23 protein-coding genes and 2 pseudogenes are annotated in these 21,151 nt (G+C 45.2%); 5 read left to right on the plus strand and 20 right to left on the minus strand.

Annotation, left to right across the window (positions count from 1 at the left end):
* Nucleotides 1-5: 5 nt before the first annotated feature.
* From galE to FYJ65_RS07645, 5 genes are all read right to left on the minus strand, one after another.
* Nucleotides 6-1,019 (minus strand): UDP-glucose 4-epimerase GalE, encoded by a 1,014-nt coding sequence (galE, locus tag FYJ65_RS07625; protein WP_154554733.1) that lies wholly within the window; start codon nucleotides 1,017-1,019, stop codon nucleotides 6-8.
* A 33-nt stretch (nucleotides 1,020-1,052) separates the two neighbouring features.
* Nucleotides 1,053-1,211, minus strand: coding sequence for a hypothetical protein (locus FYJ65_RS07630; protein WP_154554734.1), 159 nt, complete (start codon nucleotides 1,209-1,211; stop codon nucleotides 1,053-1,055).
* 953 nt (nucleotides 1,212-2,164) lie between these two features.
* Nucleotides 2,165-2,443 (minus strand): helix-turn-helix transcriptional regulator, encoded by a 279-nt coding sequence (locus FYJ65_RS07635; RefSeq protein ID WP_154554735.1) that lies wholly within the window; start codon nucleotides 2,441-2,443, stop codon nucleotides 2,165-2,167.
* A gap of 298 nt (nucleotides 2,444-2,741) precedes the next feature.
* Nucleotides 2,742-3,920 (minus strand): fibronectin type III domain-containing protein, encoded by a 1,179-nt coding sequence (locus FYJ65_RS07640; RefSeq protein WP_154554736.1) that lies wholly within the window; start codon nucleotides 3,918-3,920, stop codon nucleotides 2,742-2,744.
* A 112-nt stretch (nucleotides 3,921-4,032) separates the two neighbouring features.
* A complete protein-coding gene (locus tag FYJ65_RS07645; protein ID WP_328603044.1) occupies nucleotides 4,033-5,319 on the minus strand; it encodes an MATE family efflux transporter in 1,287 nt (428 codons plus the stop codon).
* 107 nt (nucleotides 5,320-5,426) lie between these two features.
* Between FYJ65_RS07645 and FYJ65_RS07650 the strand changes: the two genes are divergently transcribed.
* Nucleotides 5,427-6,245, plus strand: coding sequence for a MerR family transcriptional regulator (locus FYJ65_RS07650; RefSeq protein WP_206157365.1), 819 nt, complete (start codon nucleotides 5,427-5,429; stop codon nucleotides 6,243-6,245).
* Nucleotides 6,246-6,296: 51 nt separating this feature from the next.
* Here the strand turns inward: FYJ65_RS07650 and FYJ65_RS09875 are convergent, their stop codons facing one another.
* From FYJ65_RS09875 to bcp, 10 genes and pseudogenes are all read right to left on the minus strand, one after another.
* Entirely contained in the window at nucleotides 6,297-6,533 is a 237-nt protein-coding gene (locus FYJ65_RS09875; protein WP_331469451.1) for a hypothetical protein, read from the minus strand.
* A gap of 61 nt (nucleotides 6,534-6,594) precedes the next feature.
* Entirely contained in the window at nucleotides 6,595-6,816 is a 222-nt protein-coding gene (locus tag FYJ65_RS07660) for a hypothetical protein (protein ID WP_154554739.1), read from the minus strand.
* Nucleotides 6,777-6,872, minus strand: coding sequence for a helix-turn-helix domain-containing protein (locus FYJ65_RS10005; RefSeq protein ID WP_154554756.1), 96 nt, complete (start codon nucleotides 6,870-6,872; stop codon nucleotides 6,777-6,779). The genes FYJ65_RS07660 and FYJ65_RS10005 overlap by 40 nt, the downstream gene beginning before the upstream one ends.
* A gap of 122 nt (nucleotides 6,873-6,994) precedes the next feature.
* The gene (locus FYJ65_RS07670; protein WP_154554740.1) at nucleotides 6,995-7,714 is read right to left on the minus strand and encodes a hypothetical protein; all 720 of its coding nucleotides are present in this window, start codon (nucleotides 7,712-7,714) and stop codon (nucleotides 6,995-6,997) included.
* An 858-nt stretch (nucleotides 7,715-8,572) separates the two neighbouring features.
* Entirely contained in the window at nucleotides 8,573-8,830 is a 258-nt protein-coding gene (locus tag FYJ65_RS09935; protein ID WP_328603045.1) for a desulfoferrodoxin family protein, read from the minus strand.
* A 6-nt stretch (nucleotides 8,831-8,836) separates the two neighbouring features.
* Complete coding sequence (rbr, locus tag FYJ65_RS09940; protein ID WP_235898237.1) at nucleotides 8,837-9,379, minus strand: rubrerythrin; 543 nt, start codon at nucleotides 9,377-9,379, stop codon at nucleotides 8,837-8,839.
* A 42-nt stretch (nucleotides 9,380-9,421) separates the two neighbouring features.
* A pseudogene (locus FYJ65_RS09945) lies at nucleotides 9,422-10,018 on the minus strand (flavin reductase family protein); the annotation flags it as partial.
* Nucleotides 10,019-10,402: 384 nt separating this feature from the next.
* Nucleotides 10,403-10,561 carry a peroxide stress protein YaaA gene (gene yaaA / locus FYJ65_RS10050; protein ID WP_465223470.1) on the minus strand — a complete coding sequence of 53 codons (159 nt, stop codon included), beginning with the start codon at nucleotides 10,559-10,561 and terminating at the stop codon, nucleotides 10,403-10,405.
* A 142-nt stretch (nucleotides 10,562-10,703) separates the two neighbouring features.
* Complete coding sequence (locus FYJ65_RS10055; protein WP_331469452.1) at nucleotides 10,704-10,829, minus strand: hypothetical protein; 126 nt, start codon at nucleotides 10,827-10,829, stop codon at nucleotides 10,704-10,706.
* Nucleotides 10,829-11,284, minus strand: a complete 456-nt coding sequence (gene bcp / locus FYJ65_RS07695) for a thioredoxin-dependent thiol peroxidase (RefSeq protein ID WP_154554742.1) — start codon at nucleotides 11,282-11,284, stop codon at nucleotides 10,829-10,831. The genes FYJ65_RS10055 and bcp overlap by 1 nt, the downstream gene beginning before the upstream one ends.
* Before the next feature lie 186 nt (nucleotides 11,285-11,470).
* On the opposite strand from bcp, the pseudogene FYJ65_RS10010 reads away from it, so the two are divergent.
* Nucleotides 11,471-12,026: pseudogene (locus FYJ65_RS10010) on the plus strand (DegV family protein).
* 92 nt (nucleotides 12,027-12,118) lie between these two features.
* On the opposite strand, the gene FYJ65_RS07705 reads toward FYJ65_RS10010, so the two are convergent.
* Together FYJ65_RS07705 and FYJ65_RS07710 are read right to left on the minus strand one after the other, a co-directional pair.
* Nucleotides 12,119-12,652: a group II intron maturase-specific domain-containing protein gene (locus FYJ65_RS07705; RefSeq protein ID WP_331469454.1), complete on the minus strand. Its 534-nt coding sequence runs from the start codon at nucleotides 12,650-12,652 to the stop codon at nucleotides 12,119-12,121.
* A 413-nt stretch (nucleotides 12,653-13,065) separates the two neighbouring features.
* Nucleotides 13,066-13,869, minus strand: a complete 804-nt coding sequence (locus tag FYJ65_RS07710) for an SDR family NAD(P)-dependent oxidoreductase (protein ID WP_154554743.1) — start codon at nucleotides 13,867-13,869, stop codon at nucleotides 13,066-13,068.
* On the opposite strand from FYJ65_RS07710, the gene FYJ65_RS07715 reads away from it, so the two are divergent.
* Nucleotides 13,766-14,635 carry a LytTR family transcriptional regulator DNA-binding domain-containing protein gene (locus FYJ65_RS07715; RefSeq protein WP_154554744.1) on the plus strand — a complete coding sequence of 290 codons (870 nt, stop codon included), beginning with the start codon at nucleotides 13,766-13,768 and terminating at the stop codon, nucleotides 14,633-14,635. The genes FYJ65_RS07710 and FYJ65_RS07715 overlap by 104 nt on opposite strands.
* Before the next feature lie 28 nt (nucleotides 14,636-14,663).
* Nucleotides 14,664-15,668 (plus strand): serine/threonine protein kinase, encoded by a 1,005-nt coding sequence (locus FYJ65_RS07720; RefSeq protein WP_206157367.1) that lies wholly within the window; start codon nucleotides 14,664-14,666, stop codon nucleotides 15,666-15,668.
* Nucleotides 15,669-16,047: 379 nt separating this feature from the next.
* On the opposite strand, the gene FYJ65_RS07725 is transcribed toward FYJ65_RS07720, so the two are convergent.
* Nucleotides 16,048-17,100, minus strand: coding sequence for an InlB B-repeat-containing protein (locus FYJ65_RS07725; RefSeq protein WP_154554746.1), 1,053 nt, complete (start codon nucleotides 17,098-17,100; stop codon nucleotides 16,048-16,050).
* A gap of 331 nt (nucleotides 17,101-17,431) precedes the next feature.
* On the opposite strand from FYJ65_RS07725, the gene FYJ65_RS07730 reads away from it, so the two are divergent.
* Nucleotides 17,432-17,635 (plus strand): transposase, encoded by a 204-nt coding sequence (locus tag FYJ65_RS07730; RefSeq protein ID WP_154554747.1) that lies wholly within the window; start codon nucleotides 17,432-17,434, stop codon nucleotides 17,633-17,635.
* Between the two features lie 220 nt (nucleotides 17,636-17,855).
* On the opposite strand, the gene guaA is transcribed toward FYJ65_RS07730, so the two are convergent.
* Complete coding sequence (gene guaA, locus FYJ65_RS07735; protein WP_154554748.1) at nucleotides 17,856-19,400, minus strand: glutamine-hydrolyzing GMP synthase; 1,545 nt, start codon at nucleotides 19,398-19,400, stop codon at nucleotides 17,856-17,858.
* 112 nt (nucleotides 19,401-19,512) lie between these two features.
* Nucleotides 19,513-21,024, minus strand: coding sequence for an IMP dehydrogenase (locus FYJ65_RS07740; protein WP_154554749.1), 1,512 nt, complete (start codon nucleotides 21,022-21,024; stop codon nucleotides 19,513-19,515).
* Nucleotides 21,025-21,151 lie beyond the last annotated feature (127 nt).

The following is a 21,151-nucleotide window of genomic DNA, read 5'->3' on the forward strand; positions in this document are numbered from 1 at the left end:
TCTCCTTATCTGTACCCATCCGGGTTGTTTTTCTGCCAGTTCCAGGTATCCCGGCACATATCGGTCAGGTTTTTCTCCGCCTTCCAGCCCAGGATTCGCTCCGCTTTGGCAGCGTCCGCCCAACACTCCGCAAGATCCCCCGGACGTCTCGGGCCGAACTCGTATGGTATTTTTAGGGCATTGGCGTCCTGAAATGCTTTTACGATTTCAAGAACGCTGTAGGGCGTGCCCGTGCCCATGTTGAACACCTCCGTGCCGGTAGTCTTCATCGCATACTCCACGGCTTTCACGTGGCCTTTGGCCAGATCCGTCACGTGGATGAAATCCCGCCGGCAGGTGCCGTCCGGCGTGTCGTAGTCCTTGCCGAAAATCGTCAGCTTCTCCCGCTTGCCCACGGCCACCTGGGACACGTACGGCATCAGGTTGTTGGGAATCCCCTGGGGGTCCTCGCCGATCAGACCGGAAGCGTCCGCGCCAATCGGGTTAAAATATCTCAGAAGAACCACCGACATCTCCTTGTCGGCATGCGCCGCATCTTCCAAAATCTGCTCCATCATGTTCTTCGTCCAACCGTACGGGTTAGTGCATTTTCCGCGGCCCATGTCCTCCGTATACGGCACCGGCGCCTCTTCCCCATAAATGGTGGCGGAGGAACTGAATACCATCCGGCGGCAGCCCGTCTCCTGCATCACTTCCAGCAGCGTCAGGGTGGTATCGATGTTGTTTCGGTAATACTTGACCGGCTTCTCCACGGATTCTCCCACCGCCTTCAGCCCGGCAAAATGGATCACCACGTCGATGGAGTTTTCCGTAAAAACAGTTTTCAATGTGTCCGGGTTTTTCACGTCCGTCCGATACATCTTCGGCCGCACGCCCGTAATTTGCTCGATTCGCCGGAGGACTTCCGGGCTGCTGTTATCAAAATTGTCGGCGATGACTACGTCATAGCCTGCTCGAATCAGTTCTACTGCGGTGTGGGACCCGATGTATCCGGCGCCCCCTGCCAATAAAATGCTCATTTTGTACCTTCTTTCTATACAGCGGCTTCGCCGTTATTCGTCGGCTTCGCCGGGTTGTTTGGCCGCCGCCTCCTCCAAAGTCTTCCCGTAGAACGACCCGTACACAATCCGGCCCTCTTCCGTGCGCCCCTTCATATATCGAGCCTCATAAAGCCCGTCTTTTCTCTTTCTGACATTCAATCCTGTCCGCATTTTTCTCTCTTAACACTCTAATTCCGCAATACGCTACGTTTCATTTTACTCTTTATAATGGTACAAAACAAGGTACCGTTCCTTTAATTTTATGTTTTTTCTATGTTTTTACCACTTTTAATCAGCTTTAGAGTGGTAAAAGTATTTTGAATTAAACCTCAGGTTTTCCGATTGAATTGTAAGTTTAAATTTCACCTTCGGGCAGCGCTTCCCCGGGGCGCTGCCGAACTTGGTGGGCGCTGCCGAGCCGGTTGGGCTCCGCTAACGGACGGGACGCGTTTTACTGTTTTGCGCGTCCCACGGGTTCGCGCTCGAAAACCGAGTTCTTTGGCTTTGCGGGCAGGCGTGCGCGAACCGCGCCGGCCGGCGGGCTGCGTTCAGATGAAAAGAGATGCATGGAAGGCCCCGGGGTCCGTGCATCTCTTCCCACTATTATATTTCCAAAAGGAAAGAATTGACGACGAACTCACACTCTCGCCTCGTCGTCGTCAATTCTAATCATCCCTCCCTGCCACCTGCTCTAATCCGCATTCTGTGCCACCAAAAATTGACGACAGACCTTCGGTTTCCGGCGGTCTGTCGTCAATCTAATGTTTTCTTTGCGGAAAATGCTCCAGTCAAAATTGAAGTCAGGAACAAAATCACTTATTTCCACTCGGTTTTCCTGCTTCCTAGACCTCATCTCGCCCTCTCCCTCGGGCATTTGGCTCTAATCCACCCGGCGGCCGCGTGGAAATTGACGACGCAACCTCGGGGCAGAGGGTTTCGTCGTCAATTTCCGCCACTTTTGCGTGACCGGTCCAAATTAGAAGTGTTTCATGAATACTTGTACGGTGGTTCGCAGCAACGATTCCGCTCCAACGGCTATCCATAAAGAGTAAAAAATAGCAGACCCCCGGTATGGCTGACAATCGTCAGCCATACCGGGGGTCTGCGTCTTTGGTTCTTCTAAACTATTTGCACGTTGTTACTTTTCTATCTTCTTCATCCAAACCTTCGTCGGAATCATTCAGAACAAATAAATCTTCCACAGGAATATCGAAGATCCATGCCAGAATAACCGCACTGTCAATGGATGGAAGGTTGTCCCCTCGTTCCCATTTGTAAACGGATTGGGGCGACGCCAGTCCGATAATTCTCTGGATATCGGTTACCTGATATCCATTCTCCACACGCAACCGGCGAATTCTTTTCCCTGTTTCAATCCTGTTAATTACTTGTGTTTCTTTCATCTTCAAAATCCTACTCGTTTATCATTTTCCCAAAACTCCCGGCGCCACTTAGCGGCGAAAACTTTATCTTGTTTTATAAATAAAGAATAGCTACAATAATTATGCACTTCCAACTTAAGTTGAATCAATGAAGACATAGTTTAATACCCTTAATTCTTGGTATACTTTAGTTTAAAACCCGTACAAAAGGCATACAAAGCAATCGACCGAGCCTTTTGGGCTCGGTCGGTAATTTTTTGACAGATTATATAAAGACAAGTCTCTGTCTCGGTTTTGCTTGCACTTTTGACTTTTTTCGTTACTTTGTTTTAACAATCTTAAGATTGTTTTCATCCCAAATACCAATTTTCTTGCCTTTTACATTTTTATAGGTTCTAAGGCAAACATAGTATTTAGTCTTCCTCTTCAGCTTTTTGATCTTCACAGAAGTCTTCTTATTATTCTTTACCGTAATTACTTTCGGCTTTTTCATCTTTGCAGACTGATACAGAACCTGATAGCCACTGGTCTGAGAGCGCTGCTTTTTCCACTTAACGGTAAGGGTTTTCTTTCCTCTGCTGATTTTCGTAATTTTTGTTTTTTTCGGCGCAACTTTCATTGCAAGCTTCTTTGTTCCTGAATACTTTCCTTTCAGAGTTACCGTATAATAGTATACCCCGATTTTTTTTCTTCCTGCCGGAGCTTTAACGGTATAATCCTTTCCTTTTTCAAGATCGTACAGCCAGGCGTCTTGATTGTCGACAGCATACACCAAAATATGTCCGTTTCTTGCCTTTCCATTGTAATAAAAGCCATTTTCACCTTTATAAGCTCCAGTACAACAAGCATCCGCACGATAAACTTTAGCCTCTTTCGATGCGCCACAATTCTTACAAGTGTTAACAACTTTTCCGGACTTCTTAAAGGTTGCTTTAGCTATTATCTGAGTGGATGTTCCCGATGCTAACGGGAAATCATGGGATAATGCCCATTTCTCTGCATAGGATCCACATTTGCAATCCAGAATCGTTCTATGCATGCCGGTAATATCCAACGCTTCAACGCTCTGCGGAATAACAATCCGTTTCATATAGAAACAATCCAGGCTGACATCTTTAACCCCTTCTGGAATGACAAGTGTCCGAATTTTTGCGAAACACTTATCATATTTATCGTCATTTTCATAAAGGGATATCGATGTTACTTTCTTGCCCTTAATTGTATCCGGAATTACAACCGTGGATGCAGTGCCTTTATATCCTGTTATTTCATAGGTTTCAGTATCGTTTACTTCATCGTATTCACCTTCTTCATACATGAAATACTTCGCATCGGTTGCGGTTGGTTTTGTCTCTCCCGTAGAACCATCATCGGCGAAGGCCATCATTGGAAACATTGAAATGCCCACGCAGACGGATAAAAGTAATGCCATTAATCGTCTCTTCTTCATAACTTTTTCCTTTCCTTTCTCAAGAGATTTTTTTCCTATTACAAGCATACTCCTGTGTTATTAGACAATTCAATGGCTAATAAGTTCAACAACCACTAGTCGATTATCCTTCCGCAAGGCTCGGTCTCCCCGGATGTGTCTGCCCTACGCCGTTTTATTTTTATCCGAAGCACTTGCCGTAGGAACGATACAGGTGGACGGCGACGAAAATCGTCACGGCTTCCGCCAGCGGCATGGTGATCCAGACCCCCGACACACCCAGGAGTTTTGGGAGGATTAGGATGAAGACCACCACCAGGATGAGGGACCGCAGCGAGGAAATCAGTGCCGAGAGGAAGCCGTTGCCCAGGGCCGTGAAGTAGCCGGAGAGGAACACGTTCAGGCCGATGAACAGGAATACCGGGCTGAAGAGCTTGAGGCCGTCCCAGGTCAGGGTGAACACGCTGCCGCCGTCCACGAACAGGCCGATGATGCGCGGCCCGCAGAGAAGGGAAATGGCCAGAATCAGCACGGAGCTGACGGCGATGGTGATGAAACTGTAGCGGATGGTCTCCCGGATTTTGGCGTGATTTCCGGCGCCCGCGTTGTAGCTCACCATTGGGGCGGTAGCCACGGTGATTCCCATATAAATAGAGATAAAGAAGTAGTAGATGTACATGATAATCGTCACCGCCGCGATTCCGTCTTCCCCGAAATACTGCATGATGATCAGGTTGAACAGGAACGTGGTAATTCCCGTGGACATTTCCGTGAGCATCTCACTGCTGCCGTTGGTGCAGGATTTTAGGAGAATTCTCCAATCCGGCTTCGGGCGGCAGAACTTGATATGGCTGAATTTCAGGAAATATCCCAGACCGATCAGCATGCTCACCGTGATGGACAGGAAGGTTCCCCAGGCTGCGCCCAAAGTTCCCATGCTCAGCCGTCCCACGAAAATGTAGTCCAGGACTACATTCAGGACCAGTCCGACGAGGGACATCACCATCCCGATGTTGGCTTTGCCGTCGGTGCGCACCAGGTACTCGAAGAACAGCTTGAAGGACATCGGCACCGTGCCCAGGAAAATCACGAAGGCGTACGGCACCACGTGCTCCATCAGCCGCGGGCTGCTTCCCAGAAAAACACAGATCGGTTCCAGGAACAGGATACCCGCCGCGGTAAATGCAATAGAGAATATTAGGAGCGAAGCGGCAATAAAAGCAAAAATTTCACCGGCCTCCCGTTCTCGTTTCTGCCCCAGCCGCTCTCCGATAATCGCCCCGGATCCCGTGGCCAGCATCACCGCGATTCCGAAGATGACGCAGGTCACCGGAATCACGATGTTGATTCCCGCCAGCGCATCCGAACCGGCATATTTCGATACGAAAAATCCGTCAATGGTCGTGTAGAACGACAGGAAATCATGGTCAAAACGGATGGTATCAAATATTTTATAAAATGCAGATATGTCATTTTTGTTTCAAAACACTTCATTTTCAATCCTCCTGCTTGCTTATTTCTTGTGATGGCTATATAGTAAAGGATATAGTAACTATAGTGTCAAGGGAGATTTATATGAAAGATATGTTTTCCATCGGGGAGCTTGCCGGATACCAGAATATCTCTAAGCAAACCTTGATTTTCTACGACAAAATCGGCCTGTTTCAGCCCGCTTACGTGGACCCGAACAACAAATACCGCTATTACACCGCCCAGCAAATCGACTATCTGGACACCATTTTAATCATGAAAGAGCTGGGTTTTTCCCTGAGCGAAATTCAGGAGCACATGAAAAATTACACCATCGACACCTCTCTGGTCATCCTGCGGAAGCAGCTTTCCGTCATCGACCGGCAGATCAAACGCCTACAGCTGGTTCAGCACCGGCTGGCACATCGCTGCGAACAGATGGAGCACGTAAAAGAATTCCGCGAGGGCAATCAGGAGGTGACCGTAAAGGACATCCCGCAAAGCCGTATCCTCTTCGCCCCGGTGGACGCTCCGCAGTCCTTCCGGGAAATCAGCATCGCCACGAAGAAGTGTTTTTCTCAGGCGCTGCAGGATGAGCTCCCAATCTTCTTCCAAACCGGTGTCATTGTCCCGTACGAAAATATTTTGGACGGAAGATACACCGAGGCCTCCGTGGCATTCCTGCCCATCGAGAAAACAAAGAAAGCGAAGAACATCAAAATCCTGCCGGCAGGCAAGGTGGCCGGCATTTACCACTACGGCACGTACGAGTCCGTGGAACGGTCCTACCGGAAGCTGCTGAACTTCTGCCGGGAGAACGAGCTGGAGATTCTTTCGGATTCCTACGAGTTCTGCATCAACGATTACTTTTCCTCCGGCGACGAAAGCGAATTCATTACGGAGATTTTTTTCTATGTAAAATAAGTCCTCATGTGAAGTGGGCTCCGCCGAGGTGATCGGTGCCGGGCGGAGCCCCTACAGCTTCCTCCTTCCCCCAGGACCGGGCAGGTCCCCGCTGCGGGTCTTCCGCAGACGCAGCCGGCACAATTCGTGGAAATGAAATAGGACTTTGGATGACAGCTGACACTTTTTGTCAGCTGTCCCAAAGTCCATGAATTTCCATGTTATTGTGCCCTGCGCCAGGAACTCGATGCCGTCCAGTTTTCTCGCCTCTTCCGCAAACACCTCGATAAATTCGTTTCCGATGATCATTCTCTTTTTCTCCGGATTGTCTACCCCGGCAAGCTTGTCCGGATAATCTCAAACGTAATAGTCAACGCCGCTCTCCTTCAGGCATTTTCCATTCGTTTCTAGGATTCTTTCCTCCGGCGCCCTCGCTGTCGCCCACCGAAACCATGCATTCCCCTTTATCGGAATCCAGAAGCACGCCGATCATCCCCTCTCCTCGGCGAATCTGCATCGTAGAGCACACTTTCGAACGAAGGAACTTGCCCCTCATGTATTCCTTGGCAACAATCTCAACCTTCTTTCCCATTTGGAAACCGATTTATCGGAAACCCCCAGCTTCTGCGCCAGTTGCGCCTGCGTCAGGTCCTGCGCTTTTCATTTTACTGCGACCCCTCACAGGTAGAGCTGCACTTTAGCGGGCTTCGCAGCAAAAAAAGTCTCGTGGTACCGACATATTTCGTCGATTGCCACAAGACTGCAATTTCTTACTGCGTAACCGTGCTTCCCCAAAAGACGATTTTCGTAATCTCCGCTTTTTCGTTATACCACACGAATCCCACGGCGGCTCCGTCGCTGATCATCTTCGCCGCTTCTTTTTCCGTCACCTTCCTGCAGTTCGATTTGACATCCATCCCCGACTCATCCACATCGTACACCCAGGAATAGAACGTCGCATGATCCACCAGTTTTTCAGAAAGTTCATATTCCTTAAACTCCGGATCATCTCCGTCATAATTTGCCGGTGCGGTAACGATTTTAAATCCATCCTTGCTGATAATCGCCAGATACGAACCGAAGCCGCTTGCAACGTTGTCCAGATCGTACTCCAGATTCTGAGGAGCGCCTCCGGCAATCCGTTCATCCTTCCCATCGAAAAACTCCTTCACATCCCCGTCGATATCCAGAAGAAGGCGCGCCTTCTCGTGGCGAAGCACCTTAATTTTCATATCGCCCTCCGGCTTAAGCTTAATCGCCTTGCTCTCCGAATCGTACGAATACCGATCGTACAAGTCGGAATTCCCCACGGGATTCCCTTCGTCACCGTAAAACGCAAAGTGTCCGTCCTCGCCAAAACTAATTGTTTCATTGCTTGCCGAATTGTAGTGAACCCACTCATGCGCTGTCAAAAACTCCGGCCGTTCGTTCGAGCGTCCGCATCCCGCCAGCATCACTCCCATTGCTAAAATCACTATTGCGACAACCATGAATTGCCGATTTCCTTTTGAAAAAGATCTCTTCATTTTGTCAACACCATCCATTTCCCTTTTTGACTGCTTCCTTGTCTCGTCAAATATTCCTTTTCCTTTAACTTGGTTATATAATACTTCACGCTAGCTAGATTCCAACCTGATATGAAGTGACCTTTGTCAAGAGAAAATATTCCGCTTTTGAAAAGTCACTACCCGAAGGTATCTTGTAAGCGCTCTAGCAAATACAGTTCCCGGCATTGGCCACTCTAATATACGCGGATCAATCCCGCAGGTCAATGGTCCACCGTGAGCTCTACCGTCTAAAAGCGCGGATCACAGATAAATCTGTGCCATCATAAGGCTCAATCATAGTTGCAATCAACTGAACCACATCATGTGGTGTATAGAATTCTACTTCTTCTTTTTTACCTCATCAACAATTTTCTTTATACAACATTTAATCCCGGAGCCGGTGTATTAATGATTGTCGACCATCTTCCTATTCTATCAGTGTTTGCTTTAACTTTTCAATTCCATCTTCATACTTTTCTCCAATAAATCTCACCTTTCCTCATCTGGAACAAATTCCATAATGTCTTGTATCTCACAATGCAATATGACTAATTTCTGTTAACTGAAGCCTGATGTGATTTCTGTTCGTCAGACCAAAGATTTGCCGCCACCTTTCTTCTGATTTCACCTCGCGATGGACACCCTACTTGGTCTTGGCTGTATCCTTCCCACTACTAGGGCAGATTGGGAACTTTCACCTGTTAGAAACGTGCGCCGCAAGGCGCACATAAAAAACCCTGTTGCTCACGCACCAGGGTTTTTGTTTATCTCTCCGTATTTAAAACAGGATTAGGCTTCTATTCAACTTCTGAAAACTGATCTTTCGTCACAAAGACAGAAATCTGCAACCGGCTCCTGTCCTGGATTTAACTGTTTTCTATAAACACCCTGATTGGTATTTAATGTAATCCATTCAATAAAGTGTTCTTCAAGCATTGGATGTTTGATTTCTCCAACAACAACATGAACCAGATTACCGTCTAGTGTATGTACCGGTACATGCTTTTCAATAATGTTTCCACAATGCTTACATACATAATATTTTACTTCCTTGTCTATTCTCCCTTAATAATTCTCTGCACGTACTTCAAAATAACTCTGCGGATGATTGCATACCGGGCATACCTCTGGAGCCTTTGTTCCGACTACAATATGTCCGCAGTTACGGCATTCCCATACCTTAACTTCGCTCTTTTCAAATACCTGTGAAGTTTCGATATTCTTAAGAAGTGCACGATATCTTTCCTCATGGTGCTTCTCAATCTCACCTACTGCCCTGAATTTTGCTGCAAGCTCAGGGAATCCTTCTTCATCAGCTGTTTTAGCAAAGCCATCATACATATCTGTCCACTCATAATTTTCACCTTCTGCCGCTGCCGCCAGGTTTTCCTTTGTATCACCAATTCCTGCTAATTCCTTGAACCACATCTTTGCATGTTCTTTCTCATTATCTGCAGTCTTTAAAAACAATGCTGACATCTGCTCGTAACCTTCCTTTTTCGCTACAGAAGCAAAATAGGTATACTTATTTCTTGCCTGTGATTCCCCTGCAAATGCCTCCTGTAAATTCTTCTCTGTCTGTGTTCCTGCATATTTGTTTGCTGCCATCTCTTTTACCTCCGTTTTCGTTACTACTTTTTCAAAATCTGATGCCGGGTGCTTGCACAAAGGACATATAAAGTCATCTGGTAATTCCTCGCCTACATATTCATATCCGCAAATTCTGCAGCGCCATATTGTCTGACCGTCCTCTGTTTTTCCAACCTCCTGTGGCTTAGGCTTAATATTATTCTGATAATAATCATATGTTACTGAAGGAACATTGCTTAAAACTTCCATATCGGTTATCTCACCGATAAACATCGTATGTGAACCCAAGTCCTCTGTTTTAGTAACTGTCACAGAAATGTATGCATTTGTACCTTCTGTAATATAATAAATACCATTTGTGCCCCTGGCACACTGCTCAAATGCTTCAAACTTATTGGTATCTCTTCCTGATTGGAAGCCAAAATGTTTGAACAATTCAAATTGTGCCTTCTGACTTAAGACTGATACAGTAAATTTTCCGGTTCTTTGAATCATATCATGCGTATAATTTGCCTTATTTACACAGATACTTAACTGGTTTGGTTCCGAAGCTGCCTGAATGGCTGTGTTAATGATGCATCCGTTATCTTTTTCTGCTTCTTTAGCGGTCAATATAAACAGTCCATAACTCAACTTATACATTGCTTTCCTATCCATGCTGTTCCTCCTTTACTTTCTCCCTGCATTTCGGGCAAATGACTTTAAATGAAATATCATAATCCACAAATTCAATTCCATGAGTGTTATGAATTCTTTCCAGCAAATCCGGTATTTGATCCATATCCACATCAAAAATTTCACCGCACTTTATACATCTATAAATTCATACACTTCATTTTGCCGTAACGTGTCTTCTCATTTCGTATACGGCATTTCTTACAAGATCTTTTTGAATGTATTTCTCTTACTTGTCATTCGTCCTCCTTATTAGGATTAGTTCTTAATAAGGATTATATACCACTCTTATCCTGTTGTCAAAAAATTATTAATAATTATCATTATTATAAAAACTGTCAAACTGAGCATCTTTTATCTGAATAACTATTTTATTTTGCGTTCAAATACATATTCTGAATCTGAAGATAAATCAGACCTAAACGAATATCCGAGTCTGTCAAATTTCTGAATCTCCACCGGATTTTCAATATTATTTTCCGCTATGAATCTGACCATTTCACCACGAGCCATCTTGGCAACCATCCATTGGTTTTAAAATGCCATAAAACGCAGAAAAGATTCTTAAATGATTTGCAAATACTCAAACTGCTGGATTTCAAACACAGATGGTGCCATATATTGAAATGCAATCCCTTCATATGCTAAAACAGCTGGAGTAAGCCTGTTATAAAGAGCTTTTCATCCAGTTTAATACTTCTGCTGTCTTATCAATATAGACAGGCAGTTCAACCGGTGCTAAGTTATCGGTATCTACAATCATCTTTTTTGCAGGTGATAAAATAATCTTCATTATACCAATTCCTTAAGCATATTTTCAGGATCATCTGCCGCCTTGACTTTATCATTTGCCTTTATAATGATTCCCTGCTCATCAATAAGATATGTAGTTCTTACTACACCCATAGATACTTTTCCATAATTTTTCTTTTCTTTCCAGACATCATATGCTTCAATAACTTTACGCTCCGGATCTGCTAATAGCGTAAATGCCAGTCCGTATTTTTCTTCAAATCTCTTGTGAGACGCTACAGAGTCCTTGCTTACTCCGAGAATAACAGCTCCTTTCTCAGTAAACTGTGGATAACGCTCAGAAAAGCCACATGCCTGCTTCGTACATCCTGGTGTGTTATCCTTTGGATAAAAATATAAGATCACTTTTTTTCCTGCATAATCGCTTAATTTATGCACTTCTCCGTTCTGATCCGGCAATTCAAAATCCGGTGCTTTTATTCCTAACTCTAACATTTACTATTCCTCCGCTTTTGTATTTTCCACCTGTTTTCTTGTTCTTTTATTGCCTGAAATCATTTATTTCTCCGTTTTTCAGTGTATTCAATTTTAATTATACGCTACCACATTCTTATGTCAATTTGATAATGGAATCTTCCATTACTATTTAATCTCTTTTCCATTATATGCTTTCATTATGAATTGGACGGCGTAGAATACAAAGATGACCTGGGACAGTCCATAAATTTTGAAGATTTTTACAAAGCTATGGCCCAAGGTGCCGACACCAAAACCTCCCAGGTCAATGCTGAGGAATATGAGGCATATTTCGAAGGCTTTCTTGCAAAAGGCTATGACATCCTGCATGTCTGCCTCTCCTCTGGATTAAGTGGTGCCATCAATTCTGCCAATATTGCAAAGGAGACGCTGTTGGAAAAATACCGGGACCGTACCATCTATATTGTAGATTCTCTGGGTGCATCTTCCGGCTACGGATTGATTATGGACAAATTTGTCCTTTTACATTAAAGGTGGAAGAATTTCCAAAACCTCCGGCACCATTGGAAATATTTTGAATATATGCCCTCTTTTAAACATGGACAATCTGGGACATTTGATTCCCCGCACCAAATTCCGTGGCAAGAAAAAAGTCATCCGGGCAATCGTAGAACAAATGAAAGTCAACGCAGAAGGTGGCACTGTTTTTCTGGGGAAACGAACGGGTAGACTGACAGAAAAATCGAGTAGGAGGCGGTGACTAACCGCCGTCCTCTCACACCACCGTGCGTACCGTTCGGTACACGGCGGTTTCAATAGTTGACGTGCACAGACGGATAGGCTGTGGCTATATCATAAAATCCACTGTTTATCAGCCTTTCTTTTCTTTGTTCTTGGAAGTTTCCACTGTTTCCATATACACATACGTATTATGTGATAGAGCCATCCGTTGATGTCATCTATGTTGTTCTTCATACTTGCAATTCCATAGTAGTTAAGCCATCCCCTCGCATACACCTTGATTTTCTCAAGACTTGGCTTGATTGACTGACATCGCTTACGGGAAGATAACTCCTTCAGTCTAGACTTAAACTTCTTCCATGACTTCGGATGAACTCGGACATAAATGCCTTTTCCGTTTCTTCCCAATGCAAAGCCAAGGAATTTAAAATTTCGAATTGCAAATACGCTGACAGTACGACTCTTTTCTCGGTTGACTGTAAGTTTCAGCCTCTCCTCAAGATATTTTGTACTGCTTTCCAAGAGTCTCTCTGATGCTTGCTTGCTCTTTGCAAGAAGCACAATGTCATCTGCATATCTTATGCATGGAACATCTCTTTTCAAGAATTCTTGGTCGAACTCGTTGAGGTAGACATTTGCTAGCAATGGTTACCTCTTTCAAGGCGTGCCGAACAGACCTCCCTGGGTATCACACATTTCTTCCTCTCCATCTATCTGCCTCATTTATCATACAGGATTCCATGTAGCTATTGGGCTTTGGCTTGGTTAGCAGTCTTACCCTCATGTATAACCTTATATGAGATTTCTATTCGTCAGACCAGAAATTTGCCCGTGAGTTAGTATTTTCCTCACATCCAGCTTCCTTCAGATTCCATCCCACGATGGACACCCTTGCCTTCGGCTATATCCTTCCCACCACCGGGTGGATTCGGGACTTTAACCCGTTAGAAACGTGCGCCGCCAGGCGCACTAACAAAATACCATTCCACGCATCGTCTGAAACCTTGATGCCAGACGATTCCCATGGAATGGTATTTTTATTTATATATAAACTTTGTTTACCAGGTACGGGAATTCATTTCTCTAAACTGGGCAACCGTAGAAACATGGGAATTCAAACCTCCATCTACGTTGACAATCTGACCGCTCACATAAGCGCTCTCATCGGAAGCCAGGTATACACACATATGACCAATGTCTTCCGGACATCCATAACGGTTCACCATAATGTTGCTCAGGAATACATCTTTCAATGCCTGAGGTACAGAAGCTTCGTTCTCCGGAGTCACAATCAATCCCGGGCGGACACAGTTACAACGGATGTTCTGCTTTCCGTACTGCAGTGCAGTGGACTGGGTCAGCATGTCCACACCTGCCTTCGCACAGGCATACGCGGTAGAACCAAGGTCTCCTCCGCAGGAAGCCATGGAACCAATATTGATGATGGAACCTCCATTCTCATTCTTCTGCATGTAGGGAAGTACACACTTAGTAGCATAGAAGGTGCCACGCACATCACTCTGGAAAACAGCATCCCACATTTCCAGACTTAACTCATCCACACGACCATCCTTCAGACCTACATTGGCAGCATTGTTTACCAGAATGTCAATCTTTCCATACTTCTCAGCGGTATCTGCAAACAATTTCTCAATGCTCTCTGTAACCGTAATATCCATAAAATGATACCAGGCTTCTCCGCCATCCTGGGCAATGCTATCCACAACAGCCTGCCCCTTCTCTTCCCGTCTCCCGCAGATGACTACCTTTGCTCCTTCTGCCGCAAACAGTCTAGCGATTCCAACACCAATTCCACTGGTGGACCCGGTAACAACAGCAACTTTGTCCTGTAATCTGTTCATAACAAATTCCTCCTTTAAATTATGCTTCTTGATTTTTTTCATTCTATCAAATTTTGCCCCTTTTTTCCACAGGAATATTGAGTTTCTCATTTGTTTGTCAACCCGGGGCAGCAACTACAAAATTCCCATTGACACTATTCTTTACATTGAGAGTAATAACAGAATACTTACCATTCACACATTGTCCGAAACTTACCAGTGTTATGAAAAATTGAATACATTGGAAGAACATTTAACTGGAAATAATTTTCTTCGCTGTCATCAAAGTTACCTAGTAGCAATAAATCAGATTATTGGTTATAACAATCAATCTATTACCCTTCGGGATACCGACACCGCCATTCCGGTCAGCCGACAGTATCAAAAGAAAACACGGGATTTCTTAAAGAATCAGCCCTCCTGCGGTACCCTCATCTGCACCTGTGGTATCTATGAAGGTTCCATGATTCGCATTAAAGCAGAACAACGGGTTTTAATCGGCCGGGATGACAATGCTGTTGATGTGGTTATTAACCTGCCTTTTGTAAGCCGGATTCACTGTGAAATCACCTATCATAAAAAAAAACAGAAATATGAGATTATTGACTACTCCAGCAATGGTACTTTTATTGAGGGCAATACCCGCCTCATCCCGAAACAGGTTTACCTGCTAAATCCGGAAACGGAACTGAGTTTGGGAGATTTCAGCACGACCGAATTACAGTTGGCAGATGTACCCTTGCTTTTATTTCTTTTTGCTGTAAAGATTTTCAATGGGAATAAATAGACTTGCACGATTGATTGGAGAAACAACTATGAACGACCATATACCACAATCATACCATACTTTACCTCCCGGAACGGTTCTACCACACAACTACATCATTGAACGGGTTTTAGGAGAAGGCGGATTCGGAATCACCTATTGCTGCAAACTCCGCCATACAGACGAACATTTTGCGCTCAAAGAGTATTTTCCAAATCATATCGCATACCGAAGGATAGAACAAGAAAGCTCCACCGTTGTTCCCTTTCCGGAGCATCAGGAACTATTTGAGCGGGAACGCCGCCGCTTTCTGACAGAGGCAAGCATCTTACAAGAATTTCAGCAGTTGGAACACATCGTAGGAGTAAAAGATATTATCGAGGCAAATGGCACCTTCTATCTTGTCATGGAACTAATCGATGGACTCACATTAAAACAATATATTAAAGAAAACGAACCACTGTCCTTTGATGAATTATTCCAGCTCATTGCACCGGTTCTACGGGATTTGATTCAGGTTCATAAAAAAGGATTACTTCATGGAGACATCAGTCCGGACAATCTGATTCTCGGAACCGACAATCAATTCCACCTCATTGATTTTGGTTCTGCAAACCTTGAAAGTATGACTGAACAGGAATCTAAAACAGTAATTTTAAAGCATGGATTTGCACCCCCGGAACAATACTTCCCGAACGGTAAACTCGGCCCCTGGACAGATGTCTATGGCATGTGTGCAACGATATACTACGCCTTGACCGGAATGACCCCACAATACATCTCATTCTTCATTCGACCGAAAAATGTCTCCATAATACAGTTATCTATGCAATTGCCGCGGCGCGACATGGAAAGCTTCTTCGCTACACTCAAGAAGGAACTGCTATACAGAATTCCAACCTACAGAATGACCAGAGAAGAAAATAAACGAATCGTCTTCAACTATGTATTCACGTATTACAACCAGAAGAGAATCTATACATCAAATCCGAACAGTCTTCCTCCTGCAGCAAACAGAAGGCTGTTCGAAGAGGATATTCAGTGTGCTGCTTAGACTATCAGAAACTTTGTGGGTTTAACAGACTGCACTTTTCTTGACAATTCCAGTTTTGTGTGTTCGTATCTTCTGCATGGGGATATCGAGCAGGCGATGCGAGATGGCTCCGAGATTGTAGCGGAAACCTTGAGTCACTTCGGAGGGTTTTGATTTTTGATGATAATTGTGCCAAAGGGCTTGATTTCCGCAGCAATGCAATTGAAGTTGACAATTTTCAGGAGGAAAAACAATGAATATCAATAAAGAGAAGGAGGTAGGTATAGGATGAATAAGAATATCACAATTCGACTATTATATCTGTCCATAATAAATCCCTCCTGCCGGTGTCTGTGACAGGAGGGATTGTTGCAAGTACGCTAAGCACACTTATATGAATTTATTTTGCTCTTTTTTTCTTTCCGTAAACAGTTGTTCCGATTACGCCTGCTCCGCTCACAAAGAGAAGTGCAATCCACAATGCCATGTGGCTGTTATCGCCAGTCTGCGGAGAATCGGGGTTCTCAGGCTTCGCCGGTTCTGTCGGTATTCCGGTCTGCGGAGCGTCCGTATAGGTCGCTTTCACACTTACTGCGCTGTCAGGCATTGTGAAGGTTGTGGTTGCGCTGTTTGCGTCCGCAAGGGTAATGTTTCCGCTTTCTACAACCCACTTATCAAACACTTTTCCCGCCGGGGCCGGATCAGCTTTAATGGTTACAATCGTATCTTCTTCTGCTTTACTGTCTGCAATTTCTGTTGTACCATTTTGTATTGTAATACTATGTGCTAATCTCTCAATACTAAATGCAGCCACAGCTTGTGCACCATTACTAGTGATTGCTGCATAATAATGACCTTTTTCTTTTGGCGCTGATTCAAGTTTTATTCCTCCACTAGTGGTTCCTTTTATCTCTACTTGATAGAAGCTTACTTGTGACTTGTCTAAATTACTTTTTGTAATAGCATTGTATGTGTCTATTCCTTCTACTGTAATACCTGAATAAGCTTCACCTGAATAAAAGGCATCATCAGCTAATAAGGTTACTGCAACAGCGTTACTTATTCCATTATATTCACATCCAGAGGCACCCCATGTTTCATCACAATATGCCAAAATCTTATTACCTTGACTTATATAATTGAAATGATGTTCATGATTAGGATTAATTCCATTCTTTACAGCTTGCATATTTTTTATAGAGTTTGATAAAAATTTTCCCCATAATTCCTGTGCAGACTGTAATTGAGCAGGTGTATGGAGCATATTGCCCCTTCTATGCCACCAGTCTACATCTGACATGACAGTTATACGTCCTTTTTGAACTGGAAAATCTACAATAAAAGGATATTTTTTGTCTACACTTGTGGCAATAACTTGTGCATCTCCACTATAAGTAATCTCTCCAATTGCCCTATACTCAAGTTCATTTCCTACAAGATCTTGACCACCCATTATATCTGAATCTTTATTGATAATGGCATTATCCTGATCGTCGACATTAATTGTAATTTGAAACGTTACCCCTAATTGCCCTGCAAAATCTGATAATACTTTATTTTCATATCTTGCAAAACTATCCCTTTCTCCCTGTAATACAATTCGCCCACCAGCATCCAGTGTTTTTGAATCTACACTTTATGTGAAATATCATACTATGATTCAGATTAAAACACAAAATTTTCCTTGTCTAAGAACGACCGGTAAAGTTTTGGAGTGGTAGCATTTAAGTGCAGTCGATAGACCCATAAAACAATGATATATTAATAATAAGGAGGGTTTATCTATGCAATATGATAAAGAATTTAAGCTTCAAGCCTTAGAACTATCTGATGACATTGGAGTAAAGAAAGTAGCTGAGCAGCTTGGATTTCCATACTTTACGCTCGCTGAATGGAGAGCCATTAGAAAGCATAGAGGCACTGGCGCTTTCGTTGGAAGCGGTCATCAATCCCAGCATTTAAGCGATAAGGATGCTAAATATGCATAAGTACTCAAATGTATTAGATTTGCAAAATAAATACTGTCATGGTAACAATCCAATTGATGAAAAAGTGTCCGAAAGTAGCTACTACCAAATCTTAAAAATCATGTGTCTTATAATAATAAAAATTAATGATGAGTTTTGCAAATATTGCTGACTTGGTCCCAAACTTGGTCCCACGAAAAAAAGAACCGTTGAAATTTCAACGGTTCTTGATGTTTATAGGTTATTCAAGCTCAATAGTCCCCGGTGGTTTGCTGGTCAAATCATAGAATACCCGGTTCACGTGATCCACCTCGTTTACGATTCGGGTCATCACCTTCTGCAGGACATTCCACGGAATTTCCACAGCGGTTGCGGTCATGAAGTCGGACGTCTGAACCGCACGAAGTGCCACGGCGTAATCATAAGTACGGAAGTCACCCATAACGCCGACGGAGCGCATGTTGGTCAGCGCCGCATAGTACTGGCTGATGCTTCCGGCCAGTCCCGCGTTGGCAATTTCTTCCCGGTAGATGGCATCCGCATCCTGAACGATCTTCACCTTCTCTGCGTTAACCTCCCCGATGATTCGAATTCCCAGACCCGGACCCGGGAACGGCTGCCGGTCTACAATGTAATCCGGCAGTCCGATTTCTCTGCCCAGCTGACGAACCTCGTCCTTGAACAAGCTGCGCAGCGGCTCCACGATTTCCTTGAAGTCCACGTAATCCGGCAGTCCGCCCACGTTGTGGTGAGACTTGATGACAGCGGATTTGCCCAGGCCGGACTCGATTACGTCCGGATAGATGGTGCCCTGTGCCAGGAAATCCACCTTGCCGATTTTCTTCGCTTCCTCTTCGAATACGTGGATGAACTCCTCACCGATAATCTTTCTCTTCTGCTCCGGTTCGGTTACGCCGGCCAGTTTATCGTAGTAACGCTGTTTCGCATCCACGCAGATAAAATTAAGGTCGAACGGTCCTTCCGGTCCGAACACGGCAGCAACCTCTTCCGCCTCGTTCTTACGGAGCAGGCCGTGATCCACGAAAACGCAGGTCAGCTGTTTGCCGATTGCCTTGGACAGAAGTCCCGCAACGACGCTGGAGTCCACGCCGCCGGACAGTGCCAGCAGCACCTTTCCGTCGCCAATCTTCTCCCGCAGCTCTTCAATCTGTTTTTCTGCGAAGAAATTCATCTTCCAATCCTGGTCGCATTTGCACACGTCCAGCACGAAATCCCGGATGAACTCTGCACCGTGTGCGGTGTGGTTTACTTCCGGATGGAACTGCACGCCGTAGAATCCTCTCTTCCGGTCTTCCATTCCCGCAACCGGGCAGTGATCCGTGTGCGCGGTCACCACAAAACCTTCCGGCGGCCGGCTGATGTAGTCCGTATGGCTCATCCAGCAGACATTCACATCGTCGGCACTCTTCAGGATGCCGTCCTTATCATCGATTACCACGTCCGCACGACCGTATTCACTGGTCGGAGCGGAATCGATTTTGCCGCCCAGCATGTATGCCATCAGCTGCGCACCGTAGCAGATTCCCATAATCGGAACGCCCAGCTCGAACACGCCGGCATCGATGCTCGGTGCACCTTCGCCGTATGCGCTCTGTGGTCCGCCGGTAAAAATAATACCCTTTGGATCGAAGGCTTTGATGTCTTCCAGAGTGGTGCTCTCAAAGCCGCGGACTTCCGAATACACATTGCATTCCCGAACACGCCGAGCAATCAGCTGGTTGTACTGACCGCCGAAGTCCAGAATCAAAATTTTGTTCTGTGCCATTTTGATACCTCTTCCAATTCTTTTTACTGTTCTTTTGCGATTAATCTTAAAAGTGCATCAGCGCCAACACGCTGATGCACCGTTATTATACATTCTGCGTCTCGTTTTTCAACTATCGTCTTACGGTAGCAACGCTGTTGTCCTTCAGGACAACGTCGTGAGCGCCGCCCTCAACGATACTGGTTGCGGATACCAGAGTAAGCTTCGCTTCCGCCTGCAGCTGCTTAATGCTCAGCACGCCGCAGTTGCACATGGTGGATTTCACCTTGTCCAGGGACAGCTTTACGTTGTCGTGCAGAGAGCCGGCATACGGAACGTAGGAATCTACGCCTTCCTCGAACTTCAGCTTTGCATCGCCGCCCAGGTCGTATCTCTGCCAGTTTCTGGCTCTTGCGGAACCTTCGCCCCAGTACTCTTTCATGTAGTTTCCGTTAACCATGATTCTTGCGGATGGGGACTCGTCGAAACGAGCAAAATATCTTCCCAGCATGATAAAGTCCGCACCCATTGCCAGAGCCAGAGTCATGTGGTAATCGTGAACGATACCGCCGTCGGAGCAAATCGGAACGTAGATGCCGGTCTTCTCATAGTATTCGTCTCTTGCTTTTGCAACTTCCAGCACAGCAGAAGCCTGGCCGCGGCCGATACCCTTCTGCTCTCTGGTGATGCAGATGGAGCCACCGCCGATACCGATCTTTACGAAATCCGCACCGTGCTCTACCAGGAAGTCAAAACCTTCTTTATCGACAACGTTTCCGGCACCCACCTTAACGGTGTCTCCGTAATTGTCGCGAATCCACTTGAGGGTGATTGCCTGCCACTCGGAGTAACCTTCGGAAGAGTCGATGGTCATCACGTCTACACCGGCCTCTACCAGTGCAGGAACTCTTTCCTTAAAGTCTCTGGTGTTGATTCCGGCACCAACTATGTAGCTCTTGTTGGCATCCAGCAGTTCGTTCGGGTTGGATTTATGAGAATCGTAGTCCTTACGGAATACCAGACTCTTGAGGTGCATCTCATCGTCTACGATTGGCAGCTGGTTCACCTTGTTGTCCCAGATGATGTCGTTCGCCTCGGACAGGGTGATGCCTTCTTTTCCGTATACCAGCTTGTCCATCGGTGTCATGAACTCGGAAATCTTCGTGTCCGCATCCAGACGGCTGACTCTGTAGTCCTTGCTGGTTACAATGCCCATCAGCTTGCCGTTGGCAGTACCGTCCTCGGTAATCGCGATGGTGGAATGACCGGTTCTTTCCTTCAGGTACAGAACATCCTTCAGGGTCTGATCCGGCTTCAGGTTGCAGTCGCTGGTTACGAAGCCCGCTTTGTAGCTCTTTACCTTGCGTACCATGTTTGCCTGGCTTTCAATGGACTGGGATCCGTAGATAAACGCAACGCCGCCTTCCTTTGCCAGAGCTACGGCCATATGGTCGTCAGATACCGCCTGCATTACTGCAGATACCAGTGGAATATTCATGGTAATCGCCGGCTCCTCACCTTTCTTAAACTTGGTAATCGGAGTCTTAAGCGACACATTTTCCGGTCTTGCTTCCGCGCTGGAGTAGCCCGGAATCAGAAGATATTCACTAAATGTTCTGGATGGTTCCTGAAGAACAATTGCCATTGTACACCTCTTTCTTTCTCACTTCGCAACAGTATTTTAAATCATAAATTGTATTCTAATATAGCACAAAAACGTTGATTTTTAAAGGTTTTTTTGCACTCTTCTTCACTTTGTTAAATTGCACAAC

It is taken from the genome of Mogibacterium kristiansenii (assembly GCF_009695905.1).
Taxonomy (GTDB): Bacteria; Bacillota; Clostridia; order Peptostreptococcales; family Anaerovoracaceae; genus Mogibacterium_A; species Mogibacterium_A kristiansenii.

Excerpts from the sequence above, each read along its gene's own strand:
- FYJ65_RS07670 (WP_154554740.1), bottom strand. The coding sequence starts at position 7,714 with ATGGTTGTCGCAATAGTGATTTTAGCAATGGGAGTGATGCTGGCGGGA.
- FYJ65_RS07660 (WP_154554739.1), bottom strand. The coding sequence starts at position 6,816 with ATGGGAAAGAAGGTTGAGATTGTTGCCAAGGAATACATGAGGGGCAAG.
- FYJ65_RS07650 (WP_206157365.1), top strand. The coding sequence starts at position 5,427 with ATGAAAGATATGTTTTCCATCGGGGAGCTTGCCGGATACCAGAATATC.
- yaaA (WP_465223470.1), bottom strand. The coding sequence starts at position 10,561 with ATGGTTGCCAAGATGGCTCGTGGTGAAATGGTCAGATTCATAGCGGAA.
- FYJ65_RS07630 (WP_154554734.1), bottom strand. The coding sequence starts at position 1,211 with ATGCGGACAGGATTGAATGTCAGAAAGAGAAAAGACGGGCTTTATGAG.
- FYJ65_RS07720 (WP_206157367.1), top strand. The coding sequence starts at position 14,664 with ATGAACGACCATATACCACAATCATACCATACTTTACCTCCCGGAACG.
- FYJ65_RS07725 (WP_154554746.1), bottom strand. The coding sequence starts at position 17,100 with ATGGGTGGTCAAGATCTTGTAGGAAATGAACTTGAGTATAGGGCAATT.
- rbr (WP_235898237.1), bottom strand. The coding sequence starts at position 9,379 with ATGGCAGCAAACAAATATGCAGGAACACAGACAGAGAAGAATTTACAG.
- galE (WP_154554733.1), bottom strand. The coding sequence starts at position 1,019 with ATGAGCATTTTATTGGCAGGGGGCGCCGGATACATCGGGTCCCACACC.
- FYJ65_RS07710 (WP_154554743.1), bottom strand. The coding sequence starts at position 13,869 with ATGAACAGATTACAGGACAAAGTTGCTGTTGTTACCGGGTCCACCAGT.
- FYJ65_RS07730 (WP_154554747.1), top strand. The coding sequence starts at position 17,432 with ATGCAATATGATAAAGAATTTAAGCTTCAAGCCTTAGAACTATCTGAT.
- FYJ65_RS10055 (WP_331469452.1), bottom strand. The coding sequence starts at position 10,829 with ATGAAGATTATTTTATCACCTGCAAAAAAGATGATTGTAGATACCGAT.
- bcp (WP_154554742.1), bottom strand. The coding sequence starts at position 11,284 with ATGTTAGAGTTAGGAATAAAAGCACCGGATTTTGAATTGCCGGATCAG.
- FYJ65_RS07635 (WP_154554735.1), bottom strand. The coding sequence starts at position 2,443 with ATGAAAGAAACACAAGTAATTAACAGGATTGAAACAGGGAAAAGAATT.
- FYJ65_RS07640 (WP_154554736.1), bottom strand. The coding sequence starts at position 3,920 with ATGCTTGTAATAGGAAAAAAATCTCTTGAGAAAGGAAAGGAAAAAGTT.
- FYJ65_RS09875 (WP_331469451.1), bottom strand. The coding sequence starts at position 6,533 with ATGATCATCGGAAACGAATTTATCGAGGTGTTTGCGGAAGAGGCGAGA.
- FYJ65_RS07740 (WP_154554749.1), bottom strand. The coding sequence starts at position 21,024 with ATGGCAATTGTTCTTCAGGAACCATCCAGAACATTTAGTGAATATCTT.
- FYJ65_RS07715 (WP_154554744.1), top strand. The coding sequence starts at position 13,766 with ATGACTACCTTTGCTCCTTCTGCCGCAAACAGTCTAGCGATTCCAACA.
- guaA (WP_154554748.1), bottom strand. The coding sequence starts at position 19,400 with ATGGCACAGAACAAAATTTTGATTCTGGACTTCGGCGGTCAGTACAAC.